This is a genomic window from Mangrovitalea sediminis (assembly GCF_002514725.1).
GTDB lineage: Bacteria > Pseudomonadota > Gammaproteobacteria > Pseudomonadales > Oleiphilaceae > Mangrovitalea > Mangrovitalea sediminis.
In genome coordinates this window covers 76,542-96,583 of the sequence record NZ_NTLB01000006.1, presented here as the reverse complement: position 1 = coordinate 96,583, position 20,042 = coordinate 76,542, and the positions used below count along the sequence as shown (strand labels likewise).

Annotated in this window: 18 protein-coding genes; 15 read left to right on the top strand and 3 right to left on the bottom strand. The window is 57.8% G+C overall.

Annotation, left to right across the window (positions count from 1 at the left end; all coding sequences use genetic code 11):
- Positions 1 to 224: 224 nt before the first annotated feature.
- Positions 225 to 857, top strand: coding sequence for a hypothetical protein (locus tag CLR77_RS15515; protein WP_097461599.1), 633 nt, complete (start codon positions 225 to 227; stop codon positions 855 to 857).
- Positions 858 to 1,135: 278 nt separating this feature from the next.
- The gene (locus CLR77_RS15510) at positions 1,136 to 2,050 is read left to right on the top strand and encodes a DUF6160 family protein (protein WP_097461598.1); all 915 of its coding nucleotides are present in this window, start codon (positions 1,136 to 1,138) and stop codon (positions 2,048 to 2,050) included.
- Positions 2,051 to 2,649: 599 nt separating this feature from the next.
- Here the strand turns inward: CLR77_RS15510 and CLR77_RS15505 are convergent.
- Positions 2,650 to 3,327: a hypothetical protein gene (locus CLR77_RS15505; RefSeq protein ID WP_097461597.1), complete on the bottom strand. Its 678-nt coding sequence runs from the start codon at positions 3,325 to 3,327 to the stop codon at positions 2,650 to 2,652.
- A gap of 328 nt (positions 3,328 to 3,655) precedes the next feature.
- On the opposite strand from CLR77_RS15505, the gene CLR77_RS15500 reads away from it, so the two are divergent.
- The 7 genes from CLR77_RS15500 (at position 3,656) to CLR77_RS15470 (ending at position 11,128) form a co-directional block, all read left to right on the top strand.
- Positions 3,656 to 4,645, top strand: a complete 990-nt coding sequence (locus CLR77_RS15500) for a DUF58 domain-containing protein (protein WP_097461596.1) — start codon at positions 3,656 to 3,658, stop codon at positions 4,643 to 4,645.
- On the top strand, positions 4,638 to 6,671 hold the full coding sequence (locus tag CLR77_RS15495; RefSeq protein ID WP_097461595.1) for a transglutaminase family protein: 2,034 nt from the start codon (positions 4,638 to 4,640) through the stop codon (positions 6,669 to 6,671). Before CLR77_RS15500 ends, CLR77_RS15495 begins: the two co-directional genes overlap by 8 nt.
- A gap of 1 nt (position 6,672) precedes the next feature.
- Positions 6,673 to 7,683, top strand: coding sequence for a DNA polymerase III subunit delta' (gene holB / locus CLR77_RS15490; protein ID WP_097461594.1), 1,011 nt, complete (start codon positions 6,673 to 6,675; stop codon positions 7,681 to 7,683).
- A gap of 176 nt (positions 7,684 to 7,859) precedes the next feature.
- Positions 7,860 to 8,210 (top strand): PilZ domain-containing protein, encoded by a 351-nt coding sequence (locus tag CLR77_RS15485; protein WP_097461593.1) that lies wholly within the window; start codon positions 7,860 to 7,862, stop codon positions 8,208 to 8,210.
- A gap of 22 nt (positions 8,211 to 8,232) precedes the next feature.
- Positions 8,233 to 9,111: an alpha/beta fold hydrolase gene (locus tag CLR77_RS15480; RefSeq protein WP_097461592.1), complete on the top strand. Its 879-nt coding sequence runs from the start codon at positions 8,233 to 8,235 to the stop codon at positions 9,109 to 9,111.
- Positions 9,108 to 10,037: a DUF4892 domain-containing protein gene (locus CLR77_RS15475; RefSeq protein ID WP_097461591.1), complete on the top strand. Its 930-nt coding sequence runs from the start codon at positions 9,108 to 9,110 to the stop codon at positions 10,035 to 10,037. Before CLR77_RS15480 ends, CLR77_RS15475 begins: the two co-directional genes overlap by 4 nt.
- Positions 10,034 to 11,128, top strand: coding sequence for a patatin-like phospholipase family protein (locus tag CLR77_RS15470; RefSeq protein WP_097461590.1), 1,095 nt, complete (start codon positions 10,034 to 10,036; stop codon positions 11,126 to 11,128). Before CLR77_RS15475 ends, CLR77_RS15470 begins: the two co-directional genes overlap by 4 nt.
- A gap of 20 nt (positions 11,129 to 11,148) precedes the next feature.
- On the opposite strand, the gene folE is transcribed toward CLR77_RS15470, so the two are convergent.
- Positions 11,149 to 11,688, bottom strand: a complete 540-nt coding sequence (gene folE, locus CLR77_RS15465; RefSeq protein ID WP_097461589.1) for a GTP cyclohydrolase I FolE — start codon at positions 11,686 to 11,688, stop codon at positions 11,149 to 11,151.
- A gap of 262 nt (positions 11,689 to 11,950) precedes the next feature.
- Here folE and prmB point away from each other — a divergent pair, with 262 nt between their 5' ends.
- The 5 genes from prmB to CLR77_RS15440 all read left to right on the top strand — a co-directional run bounded on the left by prmB (position 11,951) and on the right by CLR77_RS15440 (position 17,617).
- Positions 11,951 to 12,868, top strand: coding sequence for a 50S ribosomal protein L3 N(5)-glutamine methyltransferase (gene prmB / locus CLR77_RS15460; RefSeq protein ID WP_097461588.1), 918 nt, complete (start codon positions 11,951 to 11,953; stop codon positions 12,866 to 12,868).
- A gap of 24 nt (positions 12,869 to 12,892) precedes the next feature.
- Entirely contained in the window at positions 12,893 to 14,008 is a 1,116-nt protein-coding gene (gene aroC, locus CLR77_RS15455) for a chorismate synthase (RefSeq protein ID WP_097461587.1), read from the top strand.
- 8 nt (positions 14,009 to 14,016) lie between these two features.
- Entirely contained in the window at positions 14,017 to 15,174 is a 1,158-nt protein-coding gene (locus tag CLR77_RS15450) for an MFS transporter (RefSeq protein ID WP_198962794.1), read from the top strand.
- Between the two features lie 134 nt (positions 15,175 to 15,308).
- Positions 15,309 to 15,791 carry a phasin family protein gene (locus CLR77_RS15445; protein ID WP_097461585.1) on the top strand — a complete coding sequence of 161 codons (483 nt, stop codon included), beginning with the start codon at positions 15,309 to 15,311 and terminating at the stop codon, positions 15,789 to 15,791.
- 29 nt (positions 15,792 to 15,820) lie between these two features.
- Positions 15,821 to 17,617 (top strand): PHA/PHB synthase family protein, encoded by a 1,797-nt coding sequence (locus CLR77_RS15440; RefSeq protein ID WP_097461584.1) that lies wholly within the window; start codon positions 15,821 to 15,823, stop codon positions 17,615 to 17,617.
- Here the strand turns inward: CLR77_RS15440 and CLR77_RS15435 are convergent.
- Positions 17,612 to 18,475 carry a LysR family transcriptional regulator gene (locus CLR77_RS15435; protein ID WP_097461583.1) on the bottom strand — a complete coding sequence of 288 codons (864 nt, stop codon included), beginning with the start codon at positions 18,473 to 18,475 and terminating at the stop codon, positions 17,612 to 17,614. The two genes, CLR77_RS15440 and CLR77_RS15435, sit on opposite strands and share 6 nt — an antisense overlap.
- 140 nt (positions 18,476 to 18,615) lie before the next feature.
- Between CLR77_RS15435 and leuC the strand changes: the two genes are divergently transcribed.
- Positions 18,616 to 20,034 carry a 3-isopropylmalate dehydratase large subunit gene (gene leuC / locus CLR77_RS15430; RefSeq protein ID WP_097461582.1) on the top strand — a complete coding sequence of 473 codons (1,419 nt, stop codon included), beginning with the start codon at positions 18,616 to 18,618 and terminating at the stop codon, positions 20,032 to 20,034.
- Positions 20,035 to 20,042: the final 8 nt, after the last annotated feature.

Sequence of the window (20,042 nt, the reverse complement as noted above, 5' to 3'; positions counted from 1 at the left end):
TGACGGAGACGAGCGACTGCGCCATCAATGCGGTGGAAAGTGGCGTGATCTTGTCGCACTGGTCCCAAAAGTGATGTCTGGGTCACAAAACTTCACAGTCGACTTCCCTGTAGGGGTGAGTGCGCTATTTTACAGGGTCCGGTGAGCGCGAGGAACGACTGCCGTTTCCTCGTGGCGTAATGAACGACTCATAACAACATGAATCAGGTGCAAGGCGTAATCGTATGCGAAGAATGGGTGTAGTTTTCGTGGCTTGTCTATTGGGCTTGACGCTCAATGTGGCTCAAGCGCAAGACGCTAAACAAGCGGCAGGCCAACCGGCGGCTACGTCGGCGCCAGAAGCGAAGAAACCAGAGAAGCCGATGACCGAGGCAGAGAAAAAGGCGGCAGCGGCTAAAGTCATTAAATCTATGGAAGGGGCTGCGGAGCGACAGTTGGCGGCGCTTTTCAAGGAAAGTATCAAGCGGCCTGTAGATTCGCTGTCGAAAGATGGGAAAACGATGCCAAGCGCCGCAATGATGTTTGTCAACGGTGGCGTTAAGGAACTGGATATCAAGCAGAAGGATGTTCCGGCCGGCGCTCGTGTCGAAATATACCGTGCCGCCTTAAGGGCCGCAGCGAGGCACCATACGATCGTCGCCGCAGTAATTTATTACACGGCGGCTGCCCCTGAAAAGGATGGAAAGAAACAGACGGTTCTGGTCGCCGAATACGAACACTTGCTGGGTGTATCGGCGATGCGGATCATCCCGTATAAGTTTAAGGATGGGAAGCTCGCATTTGGAAAGCCTATCGATCGGAAGAAACCTTTCGTCATGTTCTATGATCCTCAAAAAGGCTCCCCGAACAATGGATGATTTGTAATGGCTGTGAAATAAATCCGGCTCGCAGATACGGCAGTTTAATGTCGTATCTGCACTTTTCTTCTGCAAAAACCCCGGTAACAAGCCCTTCACATTTCTTGTCGAATTTTACCAATATTAACGATGTCTGTATCTGTTCGTAATGATTTGTGACTACAGTCACGGAAGAATTCGACTGACAGGCACTAGAATGGCTTCGACGGTCAGGAAAAGCCCGTCTAACGATAAAACTAAAAAATCACATTTGTACTCTGTGTAATAAGGAGAACAAGATGAAAGGCCTGAAGAAGCTTGTACTGGTTACCGCTATTGCAGCTGCCCCCATGGTTGCAAACGCACAACTGAAAGCACTGAACGATTCTACCCTGGGCAACGTTACTGGCCAGGCCGGTGTGACCATCGAACTGTCTTCGCACATGACGATTGGCCAGATCAAATACACTGACGACGGCAGCCTGACCATCAACAACGTAGAAGTTGGTGGTGCTGGTGTAACTGCTAACGGTGCAGCTTATGCTACTGCTAACAACACTGGCTGGACCAACGCTCTTGACGACGCTGCAATCCTGATCGACATTGCTGCAAACGGTGATGCCACTATCGATCTGGGCAGCATCTCCGGCAACCCGATTGACTGGGGTGTCAAGGTTGGTTCCATCGGCATCCAAGACTCCACTGGCGCTACCAGCACTACGCTGCTGTCCAACATGGAAGCCTTCGGTCTGTTGGGTGCTCTGAACATCACTGTTCACAACCAAGACTACACGCCTTTCGGTGCAACCGCTGCTACTAGCAGCTTGGAACTGCAAACTGCGTTCAGCGTTGAAGACATGCAATTCGATGCCAACTTCGTTGCCGTGGGTATCCGTGGTCTGAGCATCCACCACGGTGGTTACCTGGCTGCTGTTGCTGCAGGTAACACCGCCGGTGCTACTGCCGCTCAGTTCGCGACTGCTGACCTGAACCTCTACGCCAGCACCCCGACTGCAACCAGCGTTACCCTGCTGGGCTCTACTGGTCCGGTTCAGGTTGCTCAGACTGCAACCAGCGCTCTGGCTATCGACGTAGCTGTATCGCCGATGGATATCAACATGAGCCAAGTCCTGGTTGGTGGTGTTAGCGTCGGTTCGGTTGCTATCAGCAACCTGGCTGTAGACAACACCACTCTGCGCATCTACGGTCACTAAGATCGACTGTAGTACTCGCAAGAGTGAAGGCCACCCCTCGGGGTGGCCTTTTTTATGGATCGTCGCGGATTAGCGTGAAAAGCCGTAGGGCGCAATAACCGAAGGGCATTGCGCCGAATAAGACGCCACTCGGTGTAACAACACCCCATGACTGACCAACGACGATACTACACCCGGAAGCTAAACTCGGAATTTGTCCGCTGCCATGCGGCGCAATGCCCTTCGGTTATTGCGCCCTACCGATGGAGCAAGCGCTAACCTCCAGGTATGACAAGGGGGTATCGGGGCAGCGACTTCTCTTTGAAATCAAAGCCGCTTTTCCCGGTAAAGTGCGATGAACCTTTTTTATTGGGGCATGGGAAACGAAGTCGCTTGTACAAGACGGGAGCGATTCGAATTGATGGGATGTTCCTGGGGGTATGCCTGTAGTGCCGGCTGGTGTTCTGGTCCCGTTGTTATAGGAATATGGTACAGGCGGGGAACGCGGGAAGCCGTCTTTGCAGTGGACTGAAGTTCGGGGCACAAGCGTCAAGAGTGTTCAGGCATGAAAAAGCCGGACCTTTAGCCCGGCTCTCACGTGTAACCCGTGGTTGCTGGAATCAGTTCTTGGGGACAGCAATCGATAAGTCGAAACCACCGCCAGGTTTGGGCGTCAGGTCAATACCGCCCTGATGGATCGCTTGCGGCATCGTAATGGTGCTCACCCCTGGGAGGCTGTTGCCGAAGGAGAACGTTACTTTCTGTCCGTCATAGCTCAAGCCCAATTGATTGCCAAATGCACTTTGCGTAAAGGGGGCGTCGGGGATGGTGACGCGATTCAATTGGCCGAATACGACTGGGGTAATCGTGGGCGAGAAATCGGCGACGGGCTGGGCTTTGGAGATCTGATCCAGCGGTGTCAGCAGAGTTTGCTTAACCAGTTGCTCTTCTGCCGTTTGTACCGCACCGCTGATTTGGTCTGAGCTGGCCTTTTGCTGTTTATCGAGCAGGCGCTGCTTGTCTGCATCAGTAACGACGGGTTCTCCGGGCGAGATCGTTAGCGTCCTGATAACCGCGTTTTCTTCCTCTTCGAGCTGCTTTTTCTTCTCAGCTTCTTTCTCTTTTTCCGACTTATTCGTTTGCGGCACGATAATGATGGCCGAGTCCTTGATGTAGGTCTGAACCATCTCGTCGGAGGAGAGTGACTTGACGCCTGCATCAGCGGACAGCGGTATTGCGGTCAGCGCAATGGCAGTGGCAAGGGAGGAAATAGTCAAAGTGGCTCTAAGCGTACGCATGAGGCTGTCCATGAGTAGAATGCCGGATTTGGGTCAACAGCAACCGCAATAATGCTATTTAGCTGTAAGATTCCGATGTGTCCGGATCATTCAGCATAAGTCTCTGGAAATACCGATCATACTCTTATCGGCCGGGCATTTCCGATGCATTCATCCGACTTCACTGACAGATTACGATACCTGTGCCTGGACGACCTGCTATTGTTCAGTATTCGATTGAGGATCGTGTTTTTCAAGCCTATTTTCGTAGTTTTGTGTACAAATACTACCATTGGGGCAATCCGACGATTGTAACGGAAGCCTAGCAGTAAAAAGGTGGCGTATTTCCATGATTTCTAGCCTGATTTCGACACCTCGCCGTCTTCTGCGTCAGCGGTGGCAGCACTGGGTTGATCAGCGTGTCGGGCGTTCGGATCGCGTCTGTTTCGAGCAAAGGAATATCTTTATCGTGCCTTCCGGTGCCGGCCTGGTGTTTTGTGGCCTGCTGGTCGTCATGCTGTTGACGGGAATCAATTACCAGAACAGCCTGATCTATCTTCTGACGTTCCTGTTGGGGACGTTGTTTTTCCTGTCAATTGTGCAAACATATCAATCCCTTGCGGGGCTGGAATTGATCGTTGTCGAGGCCGGAGAAGGCGAGGTCGGGTCGTTATCGCGAATTGGTTTAAGGTTTATCGCGGACAATGACAGGGATTACCCCTCGCTAACGGTGGCGGCGGATCCCCGGCATCCGGTCAATTTCTCGGTTATGGCGGGTAACAGCGTGGATGTCGAGCTTGGGCTACCGCTGCGTCGCAGGGGCCCGGTCGATTTGCCACGGCTGCGCATCGAAACCCGTTTTCCGTTCGGCTTGCTCAAGGCCTGGAGTTGGGGGCGCCCTCTGAGTCGGGGGCTAGCCTGGCCGGCGGCGATCCCTTGCCCTCCCGAGCGGGTAGGTACGCTCGCCGCTGATGAAGGTGCTCCCTCGTCCGCGCTGGCCGGTGTCGACTGGATAGATCTTCGGCCGTATCGACAGGGGGATCCCCTACAGCGCGTGCAGTGGAAGCGGTACGCCCGGTCGGAGGATATGGTGACGGCGGATTGGCAGGCCGGTCTGTTGGACCCCGACTGGCTGGATCTTGAGGCCTTCCCGGGTGTTGATGTCGAGCTTCGTCTGAACTACCTGGCTCACCTGATCGATTTGCGAGAGCTGTCGGGGAAGCCTTATGGCCTGAAAATGGGCCCTCGCCGTTATGGGCCGGGACTAGGGGCGGCGCATCGGCTGAGCTGCATGCGGGCGTTAGCGTGGCACGGCTTTGAGGGGCCGGCCAATGGGTAGCCTGGATGTAAAGCACAAGGGCCCGGCGCTGCGGGCATTCAGCGTTAACTGGCTGTTTTTCGGTTTTGCGCTCCTGATCATCCCCCAATGGGCGCGTTTACCGATTTGGCTGGCACTGGTCACTAGCGGCCTGGCGATTTGGGCATGGGCGGGGGCGCGTTTTGGTGTGCGCATGCCCGGCAGAGCCCTTCGTGTCCTTATGGTGTTGGTGTTGGCGGTGATTTTTGCGGTTACCGTCAGGGGACGATTTACGGTTGAAGCCGCCAGTGATTTCTTCGTCCTGACCGTCGCGTTGAAGTGGCTCGAGTTGCGCAGCCGTCGCGATCTCTATGTGCTCTTTTTTATTCTTTGCTATCTGGCAGCCGTCAACTTCCTGTTCAGGAGTTCTCCTGGATGGGCGCTGCTCGACTTCGTCGGTATTCTTTCTCTATTCAATGCGTTACAAGGCTCTCAAGGGGGGCACCTGAAGCGGGGGATGCTTCAAACCTGGAAGCGCATGGGCAAGCTATTCCTGCTGGCGCTGCCGCTGGTGATCGGTCTCTTCATCTTTTTCCCCCGTATCGGTCCGTTATGGAGTGTCCCTCTGGTGTCGGATCGTGGAACGACGGGGTTCAGCGATACGGTTGCGCCTGGCGATATTTCCCATTTGGCGCAAAGTGACCGGCGTGCTTTCCGGGTTCGCTTCGGCGGCGCTCTCCCGCCGCCCCGGGAGCGTTATTGGCGTGGTTTGGTGCTGGAGGACTATGACGGTCGAGCCTGGCGGGAACGGCAGTCCTATTCCCCGTTGTCTCCGCCGGGCAAGGTCAACGAAGAGGCTGGGGCGGGCCCATTGCCGGCCGACGAGTACGAGGTCTTGATGGAACCGACCTATCAACGCTGGGGATTTGCGTTGAGGGACTCGGTGCCGGTTTCATCGAATATCTCGGCGATGGGGAACGGCCTGATCCGCTTTCGTCGGCCGGTGGATACGACGGTGCGCTACCGGATGAAGCGCCTGTCAGTGGCGCCTCTGCCGTCGCGCTTGAGTGCTGCAGTTCGTTTTCGGGATACGGCATTGCCGTTGGGCGGAAACCCCGAGACCCGGGCCTGGGCGCTATCGCTACGTGCACGCTATGGGACGCCAAGGGCCGTTGTTGCAGCCGTCCTGAACTATTTTCATACCCAGCCATTCTATTACACGCTGAATCCGCCGAAGCTGGGGGCCAATCCCATGGACACGCTGTTGTTTCAGACGCGTCAGGGGTTTTGTGCCCATTACGCCAGTGCGACGGCATATGTGCTGCGGGTGGCAGGTATTCCGGCCAGGTTGGTGGTGGGTTATCAGGGTGGAGAGGTTGGCGCAGACGGTCGCTATCTGATCGTCCGTCAGTATGACGCCCATGCCTGGGTGGAGGTTTGGCTTGGGCAGCGCTGGGTAAGGGTGGACCCCACCGCTGCCATCGCACCGGAGCGTATTGAACGGGGTTTACAGTCCGCAGTCTCCGACCCCGCCGACTTCCTGGCAGACAACTGGATGGCGCCTTCGCGGTACAACAACATAGCCTGGGTCCGTTGGATCAATTTGCAGATGGACGCCTTCAACTACCGCTGGGAGCGTTGGGTGGTGGGTTACCAGGGGAATACCCAGCTGGCGTTGTTCGGGCATCTTTCCCGTCATATCGGAAAACGGGAACTGGGATGGATTTCTGCAGGACTGGTGGGATTGTTCTCGCTCGGTGTTGCGCTGTGGTCTCTCTGGCGCGCACGGCAAGAACGACAGGGGGAGGGTATGGCACGACTGTTTCGTCAGTGGCGGGTGCTCTTGTCAAAAGTCGGAGTCGCTTCCCAGGCGTCGGAAACGCCGCTTCAGATTGCCCAGCGTGCCTATGACCTGGATCCCACGCTGGGGCGCTTGTCGATGAACTTTGCCCGTCAGCTAAACAGCCATTACTATGACTCCTCGCGGGGCACTCCAGAACGGGAACTCTGGCGTCAACTGAAGCGCTTCAAGCGGAGTGTTCGCACGTTCAAACAGCGGAAAACCTGAAATGCCGGCGACGGAAAACCCAATTTTACCCTGGCACGAGTCATCCTGGTTACGAGTGGTGGAGTGGTCCCGGTTGGACCGCCTGCCCCATGCCTTACTGTTATCGGCGGTGCGAGGTAGTGGAAAGCGGGACTTTGCAGAGCGCCTGGCGACGTGGCTGCTCTGTTCCAATCCGGGCGATGTAGCCTGTGGGGAGTGCAAGCATTGCCGCTTGCGTGCGGCAGGTGCCCACCCGGATATTCAAGTGTGCACGCCGGCTGACTCTCGTGTTATCAAGGTCGACCAGGTTCGGGCCTTGACGGAGTTTCTGGTGCAGAGCCCGCAGGTTGCCGCGCGCAAGATCGCCATCGTGGATACGGCAGATCAGTTGAATATGAATGCGGCGAACGCCTTGCTGAAAACGCTCGAGGAGCCGGCGACGGACGTCAATCTCCTATTGCTGCAGCATGCCGGCCAGCGGATTTTGCCGACCTTGCGCTCACGCTGCCAGGTATTGTCACTACCCACGCCGCCCATCGACACGGCACGTGACTGGTTGCTATCACGTCTGGAAGGCGAGGAAGGGCGGGATCCCGAACTCCTCGATCATGCGTTGGCGTTGGCAGGCGGTGCGCCCCTTGCCGCGCAGGCGTTGATTCATGATGGGCATCTCGCCGCCGCAGAACAGTGCCTGTCGGCGTTACGCCAGTATCTCAAGGGGCAGGTTGTATTAAGCGATGCGGTCGCCCCTTTCCTCAAGGAAGGCTTGGCGTCCACGCTGGTCTTCATGGGGCGCTGGGCGCAGGATCTAGCACGACTTGGCGCCGGCGGTCATGGAGAGGATCATCAGGCGCACGATATGTTGAGCTATCTCGCGCAGCATAACCATCCCGCAGAGGTTCATCATCTTTATGCCCGTATCCAGGAAGCGAGGGCGGGCATGACGTACAATCTCAACCCGGAACTGGAAATCGGTCAACTGCTGATGGCGTGGCGTAAATTGATGCCGCGTAAGCAGGCACGCGCATCCTGACTGCGGTAGACTCCGGTGGAAAGTCCCGGCAGAGTGGCTAGAATTGGGTAATCTCCGTGCACCTTTCAATGGCGGGTTTTGTGCCGCCCAAAGGTGAACCTTTCCATGGAGTCCTTTCAAACATCAGTGGTAAGTGCGCCACCTCGCAGGTTTGGCGCCCGACAGGTAGAACGATCATGGGGCCAGGATTTGGTGCTCGCAGCGGTATTCTGACGCTGACGATCAAGGACAAGGCAGTGCTGTATGCGGCCTATATGCCGTTTATTCGCAATGGCGGTCTGTTTATTCCCACCCAGAAGCAGTACCAGCTGGGGGACGAAGTGTTTTTGCTGTTGAACCTTATGGAAGAGGCCGAAAAAATTCCGGTTGCCGGCAAGGTCATCTGGATTACGCCGAAAGGCGCCCAGGGAAACAGGGCAGCAGGTGTTGGTGTTCAATTCAATGCCGATGACGAGACGGCAAAAAACAAGATTGAAGCCTATCTGGCCGGAGCTTTGGGCTCGGATCGCCCGACGCATACCATGTAACCCCTCCAGATAGGTATTTCGCATGACCAGGATGCGCGACAGGACTCGGGAAGGCGCTCCCTGGAGTCTTTCTCTCAAACATCTCGACGTTGCCGGGCTGACATGGGGTTCGCCTGAGCATCCGCTGATCCTTTGCCTGCACGGCTGGCTGGATAATGCAGCATCCTTCAGCCGTCTTGGCCCCGCCTTCGCTGAGGCATACCATGTGATCGCTGTCGACTTGGCTGGGCACGGACATTCCGGTCACCGACCACCCGGCGACGACTACGCACTGCTCGATTATGTGCGGGATGTGGCTGAAATCGTTGCGGCGCTTGGCAAACAGCGCCTGATTCTGATCGGTCATTCCCTGGGGGGAATCATCGCCAGCCTTTATGCCTCGGCCTTTCCCGAAAAAATCGAGCGGCTCGTCATGATCGACAGCCTGGGTCCAAGAACCTTGGATGAGACGCGCTTTGCCGAGCAACTGCGCAAGGCCATTGACCAGCGCCTGAACGATCGCCGGAGCCAGCCCCGAATCTACGCTGACCGGTCTGACGCGGTGGCAGCCCGCGAGACAGGGGCGTTGGCGCTGAGCCGCTGGGGTGCGGAACGTATCGTTGACCGCAACCTGAAGGTGCTGGACGAGGGCTTCGGCTGGCGAACTGATCGGCGCCTCAGAGATGCCTCGATGATGTATCTGTCGGAACCTCAGGTGAGAGGCTACCTGTCGCGTCTCACGATGCCGAGTCTCCTGGTGACGGCGGAAGCCGGGGTGCTGGCGAAGGCGCTATCGCATAATGATCGTTTGGGTAGCCTGGAAGACGTGCGCGTCGTGGGCGTTACGGGTACTCACCATTGCCACCTCGAAGCCGAGTCGGCGCCCGTCGTCGCTGAAACCATCCGGAACTTTCTTTTATGAAGTGGCATGTTTTGAAAACAGCGGCTTTCACGGTGCGAAGCCTCATGGTTTGGGGGGCGCTGTTGCTGTCTTTGCCGGCCTTTGCGTCGCCGCCCCCTGTACCTGCCTTTCCCGGGGCAACCCAGACGTCGGAAACTTCCGTGAAGGATGCGGATTACCGAATATTTCTAAGCTCCGTCAAGCAGATCAACGATGAGCTGAGAGGGGACCGGGTGATCCGCGTTCCCGTCGAGGGGCGGGTCAGGTTTTATCGTATCAACCAGGACGACAGCCCGACCCGGGTGGTTGAACACTATCAAACCTGGTTGCGGGATCATCGCGCCCAGATGCTGTTTGGCTGCGATGGCCGAGATTGCGGTCCCAGCCGGCTTTGGGCGAATCAAGTTTTTCAGACGGCAGACCTGTACGGGTCCGACGATCAGCAATATTATCGAGTGGCACTGTGGCGGGATGCGCAGGGCCAGCGGGTGTTAAGTGTGATTTACGTGGTTCGGCGTGGCGATCTGGGGATTCGCGTGCGAGTGGGGGAACTGCTCTTGCCGCCCAAGGCGGTATTGCCAGGCATTACGGCTGAGGAGGGGCGTCGCATTGGGCCAATCGTCGTGCCCTGGCATGGTGGACTGACGACCCATTTCGATCTCGATGTCGAGACCACGCGTGAACTCAAGGCGCTGGCGGACAAGTATCCCCAGGCAGAATTTGTGGTCGTTGGCTATACCGCGCTCGACCAGCAGTCGCTGAGCCAGATGATGGCGCGAGCGCGTCAGGCTGCGAATGCGTTTGCCGACCTGCTTCAGGCCCGAGGCATCGATCGCTCCCGTATTCAGGTTGTGCCGGTGGGGCCGGTCATACCGATCCAGGAATCCGGCAGAAGCGGTAATCGTGTTGAAATCGTTCTGATTCGTAAAGGAGGTGCGGATTCATGAGCGACACCAATCCCTTGAGCCCGTTCGTGGCCCGACCAGGTAACGGAAAGACCGTGGCCTTGGTGCTGGGCAGCGGAGGCGCTCGGGGCTATGCCCATATCGGCGTCATCGAGGTCCTGCTCGAGCGAGGCTACGATATCATCGCCATTGCGGGCTGCTCGATGGGCGCGCTGGTCGGCGGCGTGTACGCCGCGGGTAAGTTACAGGACTACAAGGATTGGGTCACGGGACTCGGGCAGTTCGATGTCCTCAAGTTGCTGGATATCTCGCTATCGCTTCCCGGAGCTATCCGCGGAGAGAAAATTTTTGCCATTGTGCATGACCTGATTGGCGATATCCGTATTGAGGATTTGCCGGTTCCCTATACGGCGGTGGCAACGGATCTCCTGGCTCACAAGGAAATCTGGTTCCAGGAAGGTTCGCTGCATCAGGCGATCCGCGCCTCGGTGGCGATCCCCAGCTTACTGACGCCGGTCCTGATGGGGGGGAGGGTGCTGGTCGATGGCGGATTGCTGAACCCGTTGCCCATTATTCCCACCATTGCGGCCCGTGCCGACCAGATCATTGCGGTTAACCTCAGTGGTGATGACGCTCAGCCGTTTCAGTTGCTGGAGGTGCCATCCTCCGCGTCCGAAGAGACTGACGCGGAAGACGATGGCGACCCCTCTGAGGAATGGCTGGAGCGTATCAGGGAAAAGGCCTCGCGAATATTTGACCGGGATACCTGGCGCTCCTTTTCGGGGAAGCCGGATGATGAGGAAAATGCGCGGGCTGAGGATAGTGGCGTTCCACCGCAGCGGGACCCGACGCTGAAAAAGGATGCTGAAGATGCCAGGCAGGCGCTGAAATGGCAGCGGTTGGGATTGGGCAAGTTCGACATCATGAACCTGGCCTTCGAGACGATGCAGAGTTCACTGACCCAGTACAAGCTCGCGGGCTATCCGCCGGATATCCTGATTGAAATCCCCAAACACTCGTGTAAGACCTTCGATTACCACAAGGCGCCTGAAATGATTCAGTTGGGGAGAGAGTGCGCGGAGGCGACGCTGGATCGCCTCCTGCCGACCGGGAAGTCATCGCTGTTTTACTGACAGCGGCGTTGGTTGGGGCGTTATCGTATCAGTGCGAGGAATTCCTGGCGGGTGGCAGGGTTTTCGCGGAATGCGCCCAGCATGACCGAAGATTTCATGAGTGAATTCTGTTTCTCGACACCGCGCATCATCATGCACAGGTGCTTGGCTTCGATCACCACGGCGACGCCGGCGGCGCCGGTGACTTTCTCGATGGCCTCTGCAATCTGCAGTGTGAGATTCTCCTGGATCTGCAGGCGGCGGGCATACATATCGACGATACGCGCAATTTTGGAGAGCCCCAGTACGCGGCCGGTCGGTAGATAGGCCACATGGCACTTGCCGATAAAGGGCAACAGGTGGTGTTCGCACAAGGAATACAGCTCTACGTCGCGAACGATGACCATCTCGCTGTTGTCCGACTCGAACAGGGCGCCATTGACGACCTCGTCGAGTGTCTGTGCATAGCCTTTGTTGAGAAACTGAAAGGCTTTGGCGGCGCGTTTCGGGGTGTCGCGTAACCCGTCGCGTTCAGGGTTTTCGCCAATCGCGCGAATGATCTCTTCGAAAGATTTTTCCATGATATAGAGCCGGTCCGCTGTTTCTATAGGGGCTTGGGCGCCTCCGAAAGAGGCCTGTGGAGCGAAGCAGACTCTCGGAGCGCGACAAGGTTAGCCATCTCGGCCGAACAGGTAAAGACCGGATCGGTTTCGGGCGGAATCGACTCGGTGGCCACTTCGCACATCAAATCGACTAATTCGGTCACCGCCAAAGCCAAAGCCGGTCGAACCCGGTTATAATAACCGACTTGCCCGAAGAATCCCCGGCGATTAAGGATACCCGATGACCCCTAGTACCATCTCACATGCCGACGACCTGATCAGCATTCGTGATTTCCTGCGTTATGCCGTCAGCCGTTTCGAGGCCGAAAACCTCTTCTATGGCCACGGCAGTGACAATGTGTGGGATGAGGCGGTTCACCTGGTTTTTGCCAGCCTGCATCTGCCCTTGGACAATAATGCCATTTTCCTCGATGCGCGTTTGACCCGTTCTGAGCGTGAACTACTCCTGAACCAGATCGAGCGCCGCGTGGTGGATCGCGTACCGGTTAGCTATCTGACGGGAGAGGCGTGGTTTATGGGGCTGCCGTTCTATGTCAACGAACATGTGCTGATCCCTCGCTCTCCCATAGCCGAACTGCTGGAGAACAGTCTTCAACCCTGGTTGGGAGAGCGGCCGGTAGGGCGTTTGCTGGATCTGTGTACGGGCAGTGGCTGTATCGGTATTGCCGCGGCACTGGTGTTCCCGGAAGCAGAGGTGGATCTGGCGGATATTTCCCCGGAGGCTTTGGCCGTTGCTGAGCGGAATATTCATCGCCACGAGGTGGGTGACCGGGTACAGGCTGTCGAGTCCGATCTTTTTGAGGCCCTGTCCGGACGCTACGATGTCATCCTGAGCAATCCGCCTTACGTCGATGCGTCCGACCTTGCGGCGATGCCGGAAGAATTCCGGCACGAACCGGTATTGGGGCTTGAGGCGGGTACTGACGGTCTCGACGTGGTGCGACGTATCCTGGCGGAGGCGCAGGACTATCTGACAGAAGATGGCTTGCTGGTCGTCGAGGTGGGCAATAGCGCCCCGGCACTTGAGGAAGCCTTCCCGGAATTGCCCTTCACCTGGCTGGATTTTGAGCGGGGCGGCCATGGTGTCTTTCTGATGATGGCATCCGATCTACGGGATCACTTCAAGAACCTGAATTAAAAAATCACACTAAGCGATTGTATTATGTCTGGAAATAGCTTCGGAAAACTGTTCGTCGTTACCACCTTCGGGGAAAGCCATGGGCCGGCGTTGGGCTGTATTGTCGACGGCTGCCCGCCCGGGCTGGAGCTTTCCGAAGCTGATCTCCAGGAGGATCTGGATCGCCGTCGGCCGGGTACGTCCCGCCACACGACCCAGCGTCGCGAGCCTGACGAGGTACGCATCCTTTCCGGCGTCTTTGAAGGCAAGACCACAGGTACGCCGATAGGGTTGCTGATCGAGAATGTCGATCAGCGCTCCAAGGATTATGGGTCTATCAAGGACCAGTTCCGTCCGGCCCATGCCGATTACACCTATATGCATAAGTACGGCGTGCGGGATTATCGTGGCGGCGGCCGTTCGTCGGCCCGTGAGACCGCCATGCGGGTGGCGGCGGGGGCCATTGCCAAGAAGTACCTGCAGCAGCGCCTGGGCATTCAGGTTCGGGGGTATCTGGCGCAGTTGGGCCCGATCAAGATCGACTGCGTCGACTGGGATGCTGTCGGGAACAATGCATTCTTCTGCCCGGATCCATCGCGCGTTCCTGAGCTGGAAGCCTATATGGATGCGTTGCGCAAGGAAGGTAATTCCATTGGCGCCCGTATCAACGTTGTGGCCGACGGTGTGCCGCCCGGATTGGGCGAGCCGATCTTTGATCGGCTCGATGCGGATCTGGCCCATGCTCTGATGAGTATCAATGCCGTGAAGGGCGTTGAGATCGGTGCCGGTTTCGCGTCCATCGAACAGAAGGGGACGGAGCATCGGGATGAAATGACGCCGGAAGGATTCCTCTCCAACCAGGCGGGAGGCGTGCTTGGCGGAATTTCGAGCGGTCAGCCGATTACGGCCAGTATTGCACTCAAGCCGACCTCCAGCCTGCGTCTGCCCGGTCGTAGTATCGACCTCCATGGTCAGCCCACGGAGGTGATCACGACCGGGCGTCACGATCCCTGTGTCGGGATTCGTGCCACGCCGATCGCTGAAGCCATGATGGCGCTGGTGCTGATGGACCATTACCTGCGGCACCGGGGGCAGAATGGGGACGTCAGCATCGACACGCCTGACCTTGCGGCCCTCCAGCGGGAAAGCCAGCCCCAGTAAGCCGCCCTATGTCGATGTATTGGCGCCTGTCGAACCTGTATTTCTGGTTCTTCGCGTTGATTGGAGCCCTGGTCCCTTACTGGTCACTGTACCTGGAGGGGCAGGGCTTCACCTATTTCCAGATCGCCATGTTGATGGCGACCATCCAGTTTACCAAGATCATTGCCCCCAACGTGTGGGGCTGGCTCGGCGATCACACCGGCAGCCGGGTTCGGCTGGTGCGCATCGGTGCACTCGGGGCCGGAATGATCTTCGCCGGTGTCTTCGCCCATCCTGGTTTTGCCGGCTTGATGCTGGTTATGCTGGGATTCACGTTTTTCTGGAATGCCATCCTTCCGCTTTACGAAACCATCACCTTGACCCGGCTGCAGGCAGACAGGGCCCGCTACGGACGTATCCGGCTCTGGGGATCTATCGGTTTTATCTTGTCGGTGACGGCGTTGGGGGCCTTGTTTGAACATCTGTCGGTACGTTATCTGCCCTGGTTGCTGATGCCGCTGTTCTGCGGGATTTTCCTGTCGACGTTGCTGATTGGGGGCGATGCGCCGGTGCCAAGGAAGGGGGAGCATGCCGGTGGACTGCTGGCGCGGATTCGACAGATGCCGGTTTGGGCCTTTCTGGTGACCAACATCCTGCTGCAGGTCTCCCATGGCAGTTACTACACCTTTTTCAGTATTCACCTGGCGCAACAGGGGTATTCCCGCCTGGCGGTCGGCCTTCTATGGGCATTGGGGGTCATTGCCGAGGTCGTTCTCTTCCTGGTCATGCATCGACTGCTACACCGCTTTAGCCTACGCCATATAGCGCTGGCGGCACTGAGCTTGACGACCCTGCGCTGGTGCCTGATCGCCGGCTGGTCTGACGTCCTGGGCCTGCTGATTCTTGCCCAGCTGATGCATGCAGCGTCATACGGTGCCATGCATGCCATGTCGATTCAGTTCATTCACCTGCATTTTGGTCCTACGCATCAAGCGAGAGGCCAAGCTTTGTATGGTGGGCTCAGTTTCGGTGCGGGCGGAGCCATCGGTGCCTGGATGGCCGGCGTCCTGGTGGACTGGCATGGCACCAGTGCCGCGTTCTGGGGCAGTGCCGTTGCCATCGGCCTGGGGTTGATGGTCGCCTATATCGGATTACGCCCCCGTCCCGAGTTGGCATTTGCCAACTGACATCAACACGAACCCTGTTTGACGCTGGTCAATGCCGCTCAGTTTCCAATGCCGTCTAATGGTCCGAGGGCGGTAAGTCGTCCGCTTCTCACGGTTTTTATTATGACTCTCGATGAGCTCACAAGGAGCGTCCCATGACCAAGGAACTGTTGTCCGATCTTTCCGATAAGTCCCGTAAATTGTTCGAGCAGGCTGGAAAACTGAACCAGCTCATGATGACGAACGTTGAAAAGGCCGCCGATGTTCAGATGCAGGCGCTGCGCGCCTACACCGACCTGGCACTGCGTCAGGCGCGACAGTTGGGTGATATTCGCGATGCTGAAGGCCTGAAAGCCTTCATTAACGGTCAGAGCGATGTTGTCAGGGAAGTCTCTGATCGTATGGCGGAAGACTGGCAGTCGATGCAGGAGCTGGCCACCAAGTTGCGCGAAGATTTTCAGGGTCTGATTGTTGAAGCCAAGCCTGAGGCGGCAAAACCCGCTGCGGCAAAGCCTGCCGCCAAGCCAAAAGCGAAAGCTGCACCTAAAAAGCCGGCAGCGAAAAAGCCTGCTACCAAGAAGCCGGTTGCGAAAGCCGCACCCGCAGCCAACACCAATACGGCATCTGCCGGTTCCTGAAAGTGAGCTAATGGGATGAGGGTGTGTGGATGACCGAATCAGGTCAGGGATTTTTCCGCCGTGCGTTCAACCGGCTGGATTCAGCAGCTGCCAGTGCGCGACAGCAGATGGAAGACTGGGTTTCCGGTTGGGGGGCGGTCGATGACGCGCAGCTGTCGACGTTGGCAGAAATGGGCGATGCCTATCGGCGGATGCTGGAGGATGCCCTCGTCCATCCGTTGCGGGTGGTCGGCCTGGAGGCGGAGTGGCTTCGGCAGCAAATGCGGTTGCTGGGGTATCTGGGATCGCGCTTGAGTGGCGGTCACCCGGAACCGGTTGCTTTGCCGGCACCGGATGACCGTCGCTTCCGGGCGGCTGATTGGGACAAGTACGCCGTTTTCGACTATCTCAAGCAGGCTTATTTGATCAATACCCGGTTGGCGATGGACCTGATTGACCAGACGGCGACCGGGCCGGAACACCAGCGGGATCAGCTCCGTTTCTTTGCCCGCCAGCTGTTAAGCGCCTTTTCACCCTCGAATTTCGTGCCGACGAACCCGGAAGTCCTGCGGATTACAATGGAGCGTAAAGGGCAGAACCTGGTCGATGGTGCGCGCTATTTCCTGCAGGACCTGCGCAATAATCCGCGACTTTTCAATGTGGCGATGACGGATACCGATGCCTTCGAGGTGGGGCGCAATGTCGCCACGACGCCAGGCGAGGTGATTTACCAGAACGACCTGATGCAGTTGATCCAGTATCGCCCGGCCACGGAAACCGTCTTTCAGCGCCCCTTGCTGATCGTGCCACCCTGGATCAACAAGTATTACATCCTGGATCTCAAACCGAAGAATTCCCTTATCCAGTGGCTGGTTGAGCAGGGCTTTACGGTGTTCATCATATCCTGGGTCAATCCGGGGCCGTCCCTGCGGGACAAGGGCTTTGAAGATTATATGCAGGAAGGTCCGCTGGCCGCGATCGAGGCGATCCAGCAGGCAACCGGTGAGAAGCAGATCAATGCCATCGGCTACTGCATCGGGGGTACCCTGCTGGCAGCTACCCTGGCGTGGCTGGCGGAGAAGGGCCGGAAACCGGTGGTCAGCACCACCTATCTGGCGACTTTGATGGATTTTTCCGATCCGGGGGGTATCGGCGTCTTCATCAATGAACATCTGATCAAGGCGGTCGAGCGTCTGATCAACAAGACCGGCTACTACGATGGCCGCGCCATGGCCTTCAGCTTCAACCTGCTGCGGGAGAATGAGCTGTTCTGGTCCTTCTGGATCAACAGCTACCTGAAAGGCGAAAAGCCTGCAGCCTTCGATCTGCTTTACTGGAATACCGACAGCACCAACCTGCCGGCGCGCATGCACAGTTTTTACCTGCGCAACATGTATCTGCATAACCGACTGATCGAGCCCGGTGGTATCAATCTGTCGGGGGTGCCGATCGATCTCCGGAAGATTCGTATCCCGGCCTTTTTCCTGTCGGCCGAGCAGGATCACATCGCCAAGTGGAAGGCTACCTACAAGGGAGCTCGTGTCCACAGTGGGGATGTGCGCTTTGTGTTGTCGGGTTCAGGCCATATTGCCGGAGTCGTGAATCCACCCGCTGCACATAAGTATGGTTACTGGACGAATGACAGCCTCGCGGAGACCCCGGATGAATGGATGGCAGGTGCTGAGCGCCATGAGGGGTCCTGGTGGCCTGAATGGAAGCGCTGGATTGAAGCCTATGCCGGACCTATGGTGCCTGCCCGGCAGCCAGGGGACGGGGCCCTGCCGTCGCTTGAGGCCGCGCCGGGGCATTATGTGCAACAGCGTATCAGTGACATTGCCGGGTCATGACTGACTGACGACCGACATCAGGGCCTGCGCGGCGCGACTGAGTCGGCGTCGACGCAGGCCGACAGCGCCCAGCATTCTGCGGACCTCGATCTGAAGGGGCATAGCGTGGAGTGATCCGTCCAGCATGGTGCGCGGAAGGACCGACCAGCCCAGACCGACGCTGGCCATCATCTTCAGTGTTTCCAAATAGTTAGTGGCCATCTGCACATGCAGGCGGACGTTCTCCTGCAGAAACAGGCGGCTCACCACCCGATAGGTTTCCGTCCCCGTATCCGGCAACAAGGCATCATAGGGCTCCAGATCGGCCAGCACCGGGTGTTCGAGTTGTGCCAGCGGGTGATCCTTGGCGCAAACGAAGCACATCGGGTCCTCCCAGCTGTGATGCACTTCAAACGCGTCATCCATGCTGTCGTTCAGCGTGACGAAGGCCAGTTCTGCTTCCGCGCGACGGAGATGGTCGAACGCACGCTCCGATTCCATGAACTGAAAGCTCAGCGTGACCGCCGGAAACTCCCGTTTGAATCTTCGCAACCAGGCCGGCAGATGGTGCAGTCCCATGTGGTGACTGGCGATCAGCGGAAGTCCTCCTGCCACCTCGATATCCTGGCTATCCAACTGCTGGCGGGCGTTGTGCAGCTCGTCGAGAATGCGGCGGGCGTGGGGTAAGAGGCGCTGACCGGCTTCCGTCAGACGCACCTGACGGTGGCTGCGGTCGATCAGTTGATGATCGAGTTGTTGCTCCAGTGCGGCCAATCGCTTACTGATTGCCGGTTGGGTCAGGTGTAGCGTTTCGGCGGCAGCGGAAAAGGACCCGCTGTCGACGACGGCAACAAAGGTGGAGAGTGACTGGAGATCCATTTCTATTCCTATTTGGAATTTAGCATATGAAAAATATGAATTTGAGTTATTCGAGTCAAGTCCTTACCATCAGTGCATGATTTTCGCGGCCTGTTTGCGACCGCACCACTGCTTGCGCCTCATGGCGCCCGGGAGATTTTATGGCGGGAAAAACGCTTTACGACAAATTGTGGGACAGCCATTTGGTCAAACAGCGGGACGATGGCTCAGCCCTGATCTACATCGACCGTCATCTGTTGCATGAAGTGACCTCGCCGCAGGCCTTCGAAGGGCTGCGGCTGGCGGGACGCAAGCCCTGGCGGATCGACACCAATCTGGCGACGCCCGACCACAATGTGCCGACCACCGGGCGGGCGCGGGGTATCGATGGCATCGACGACCCGGTGTCCAAGGTGCAGGTGGAAACACTGGACCGCAACTGCGAGGAGTTCGGTATTACCGAATTCGGCATGCTCGATCAGCGTCAGGGTATTGTCCATGTGATCAGCCCGGAGCAGGGCGCTACCCTGCCAGGCATGACTATCGTCTGTGGCGACTCCCACACGTCGACCCACGGAGCCTTCGGAGCGCTTGCCCATGGCATCGGGACTTCCGAGGTGGAGCACGTTCTGGCGACCCAGTGCCTGGTCCAGAAGAAAATGAAGAACATGCTGGTGCGGGTTAACGGTCAACTGGGGGCCGGAGTGACCGCCAAAGATGTGGTTTTGGCGATTATCGGTCGTATCGGTACGGCGGGTGGCACCGGATGCGCCATCGAGTTCGGCGGTGAGGCGATCCGCTCGCTGTCCATGGAAGGTCGTATGACCCTTTGCAATATGGCCATCGAAGCGGGCGCACGCGCCGGCATGGTGGCAGTGGACGATACCACCATCGACTATGTGAGGGGCCGTCCGTTCGCGCCCAAGGGCGATCAGTGGGAAATGGCCGTCAAGGCGTGGCGTGAGCTGCACAGTGATGACGATGCCGTGTTCGACAAGGTGGTTGAGCTGGATGGTGCGGACATTCAGCCGCAGGTGACCTGGGGCACTTCCCCGGAAATGGTTACCGGCATCGACGGCATGGTGCCGGACCCCGCGGCTGAAAGCGACCCGATCAAGCGTGAAGGTATCGTTCGTGCCCTGAAATACATGGGCTTGCAGCCGAGTATGCCTATCAGCGAGATCAAGCTGGACCGCGTATTTATCGGGTCCTGCACCAACTCCCGGATTGAAGACCTCCGTGAAGCCGCCGGTGTCGTAAAAGGGCGCAAGGTCGCCCCGACGCTAAAACAGGCGCTGGTGGTTCCGGGCTCCGGCCTGGTCAAAGCCCAGGCGGAAGCCGAAGGCCTGGACAAGATCTTTATCGAAGCGGGACTGGAGTGGCGCGATCCGGGCTGCTCCATGTGCCTGGCCATGAATGCCGATAAGCTGGGCCCGGGCGAGCATTGTGCCTCAACGTCCAACCGTAACTTTGAAGGACGCCAGGGCTTTGGCGGCCGTACGCACCTGGTTAGCCCGGCAATGGCCGCGGCGGCTGCGATTGCCGGCCACTTTGTCGATGTCCGCGAGATGATGAACTGAGGAGAGCG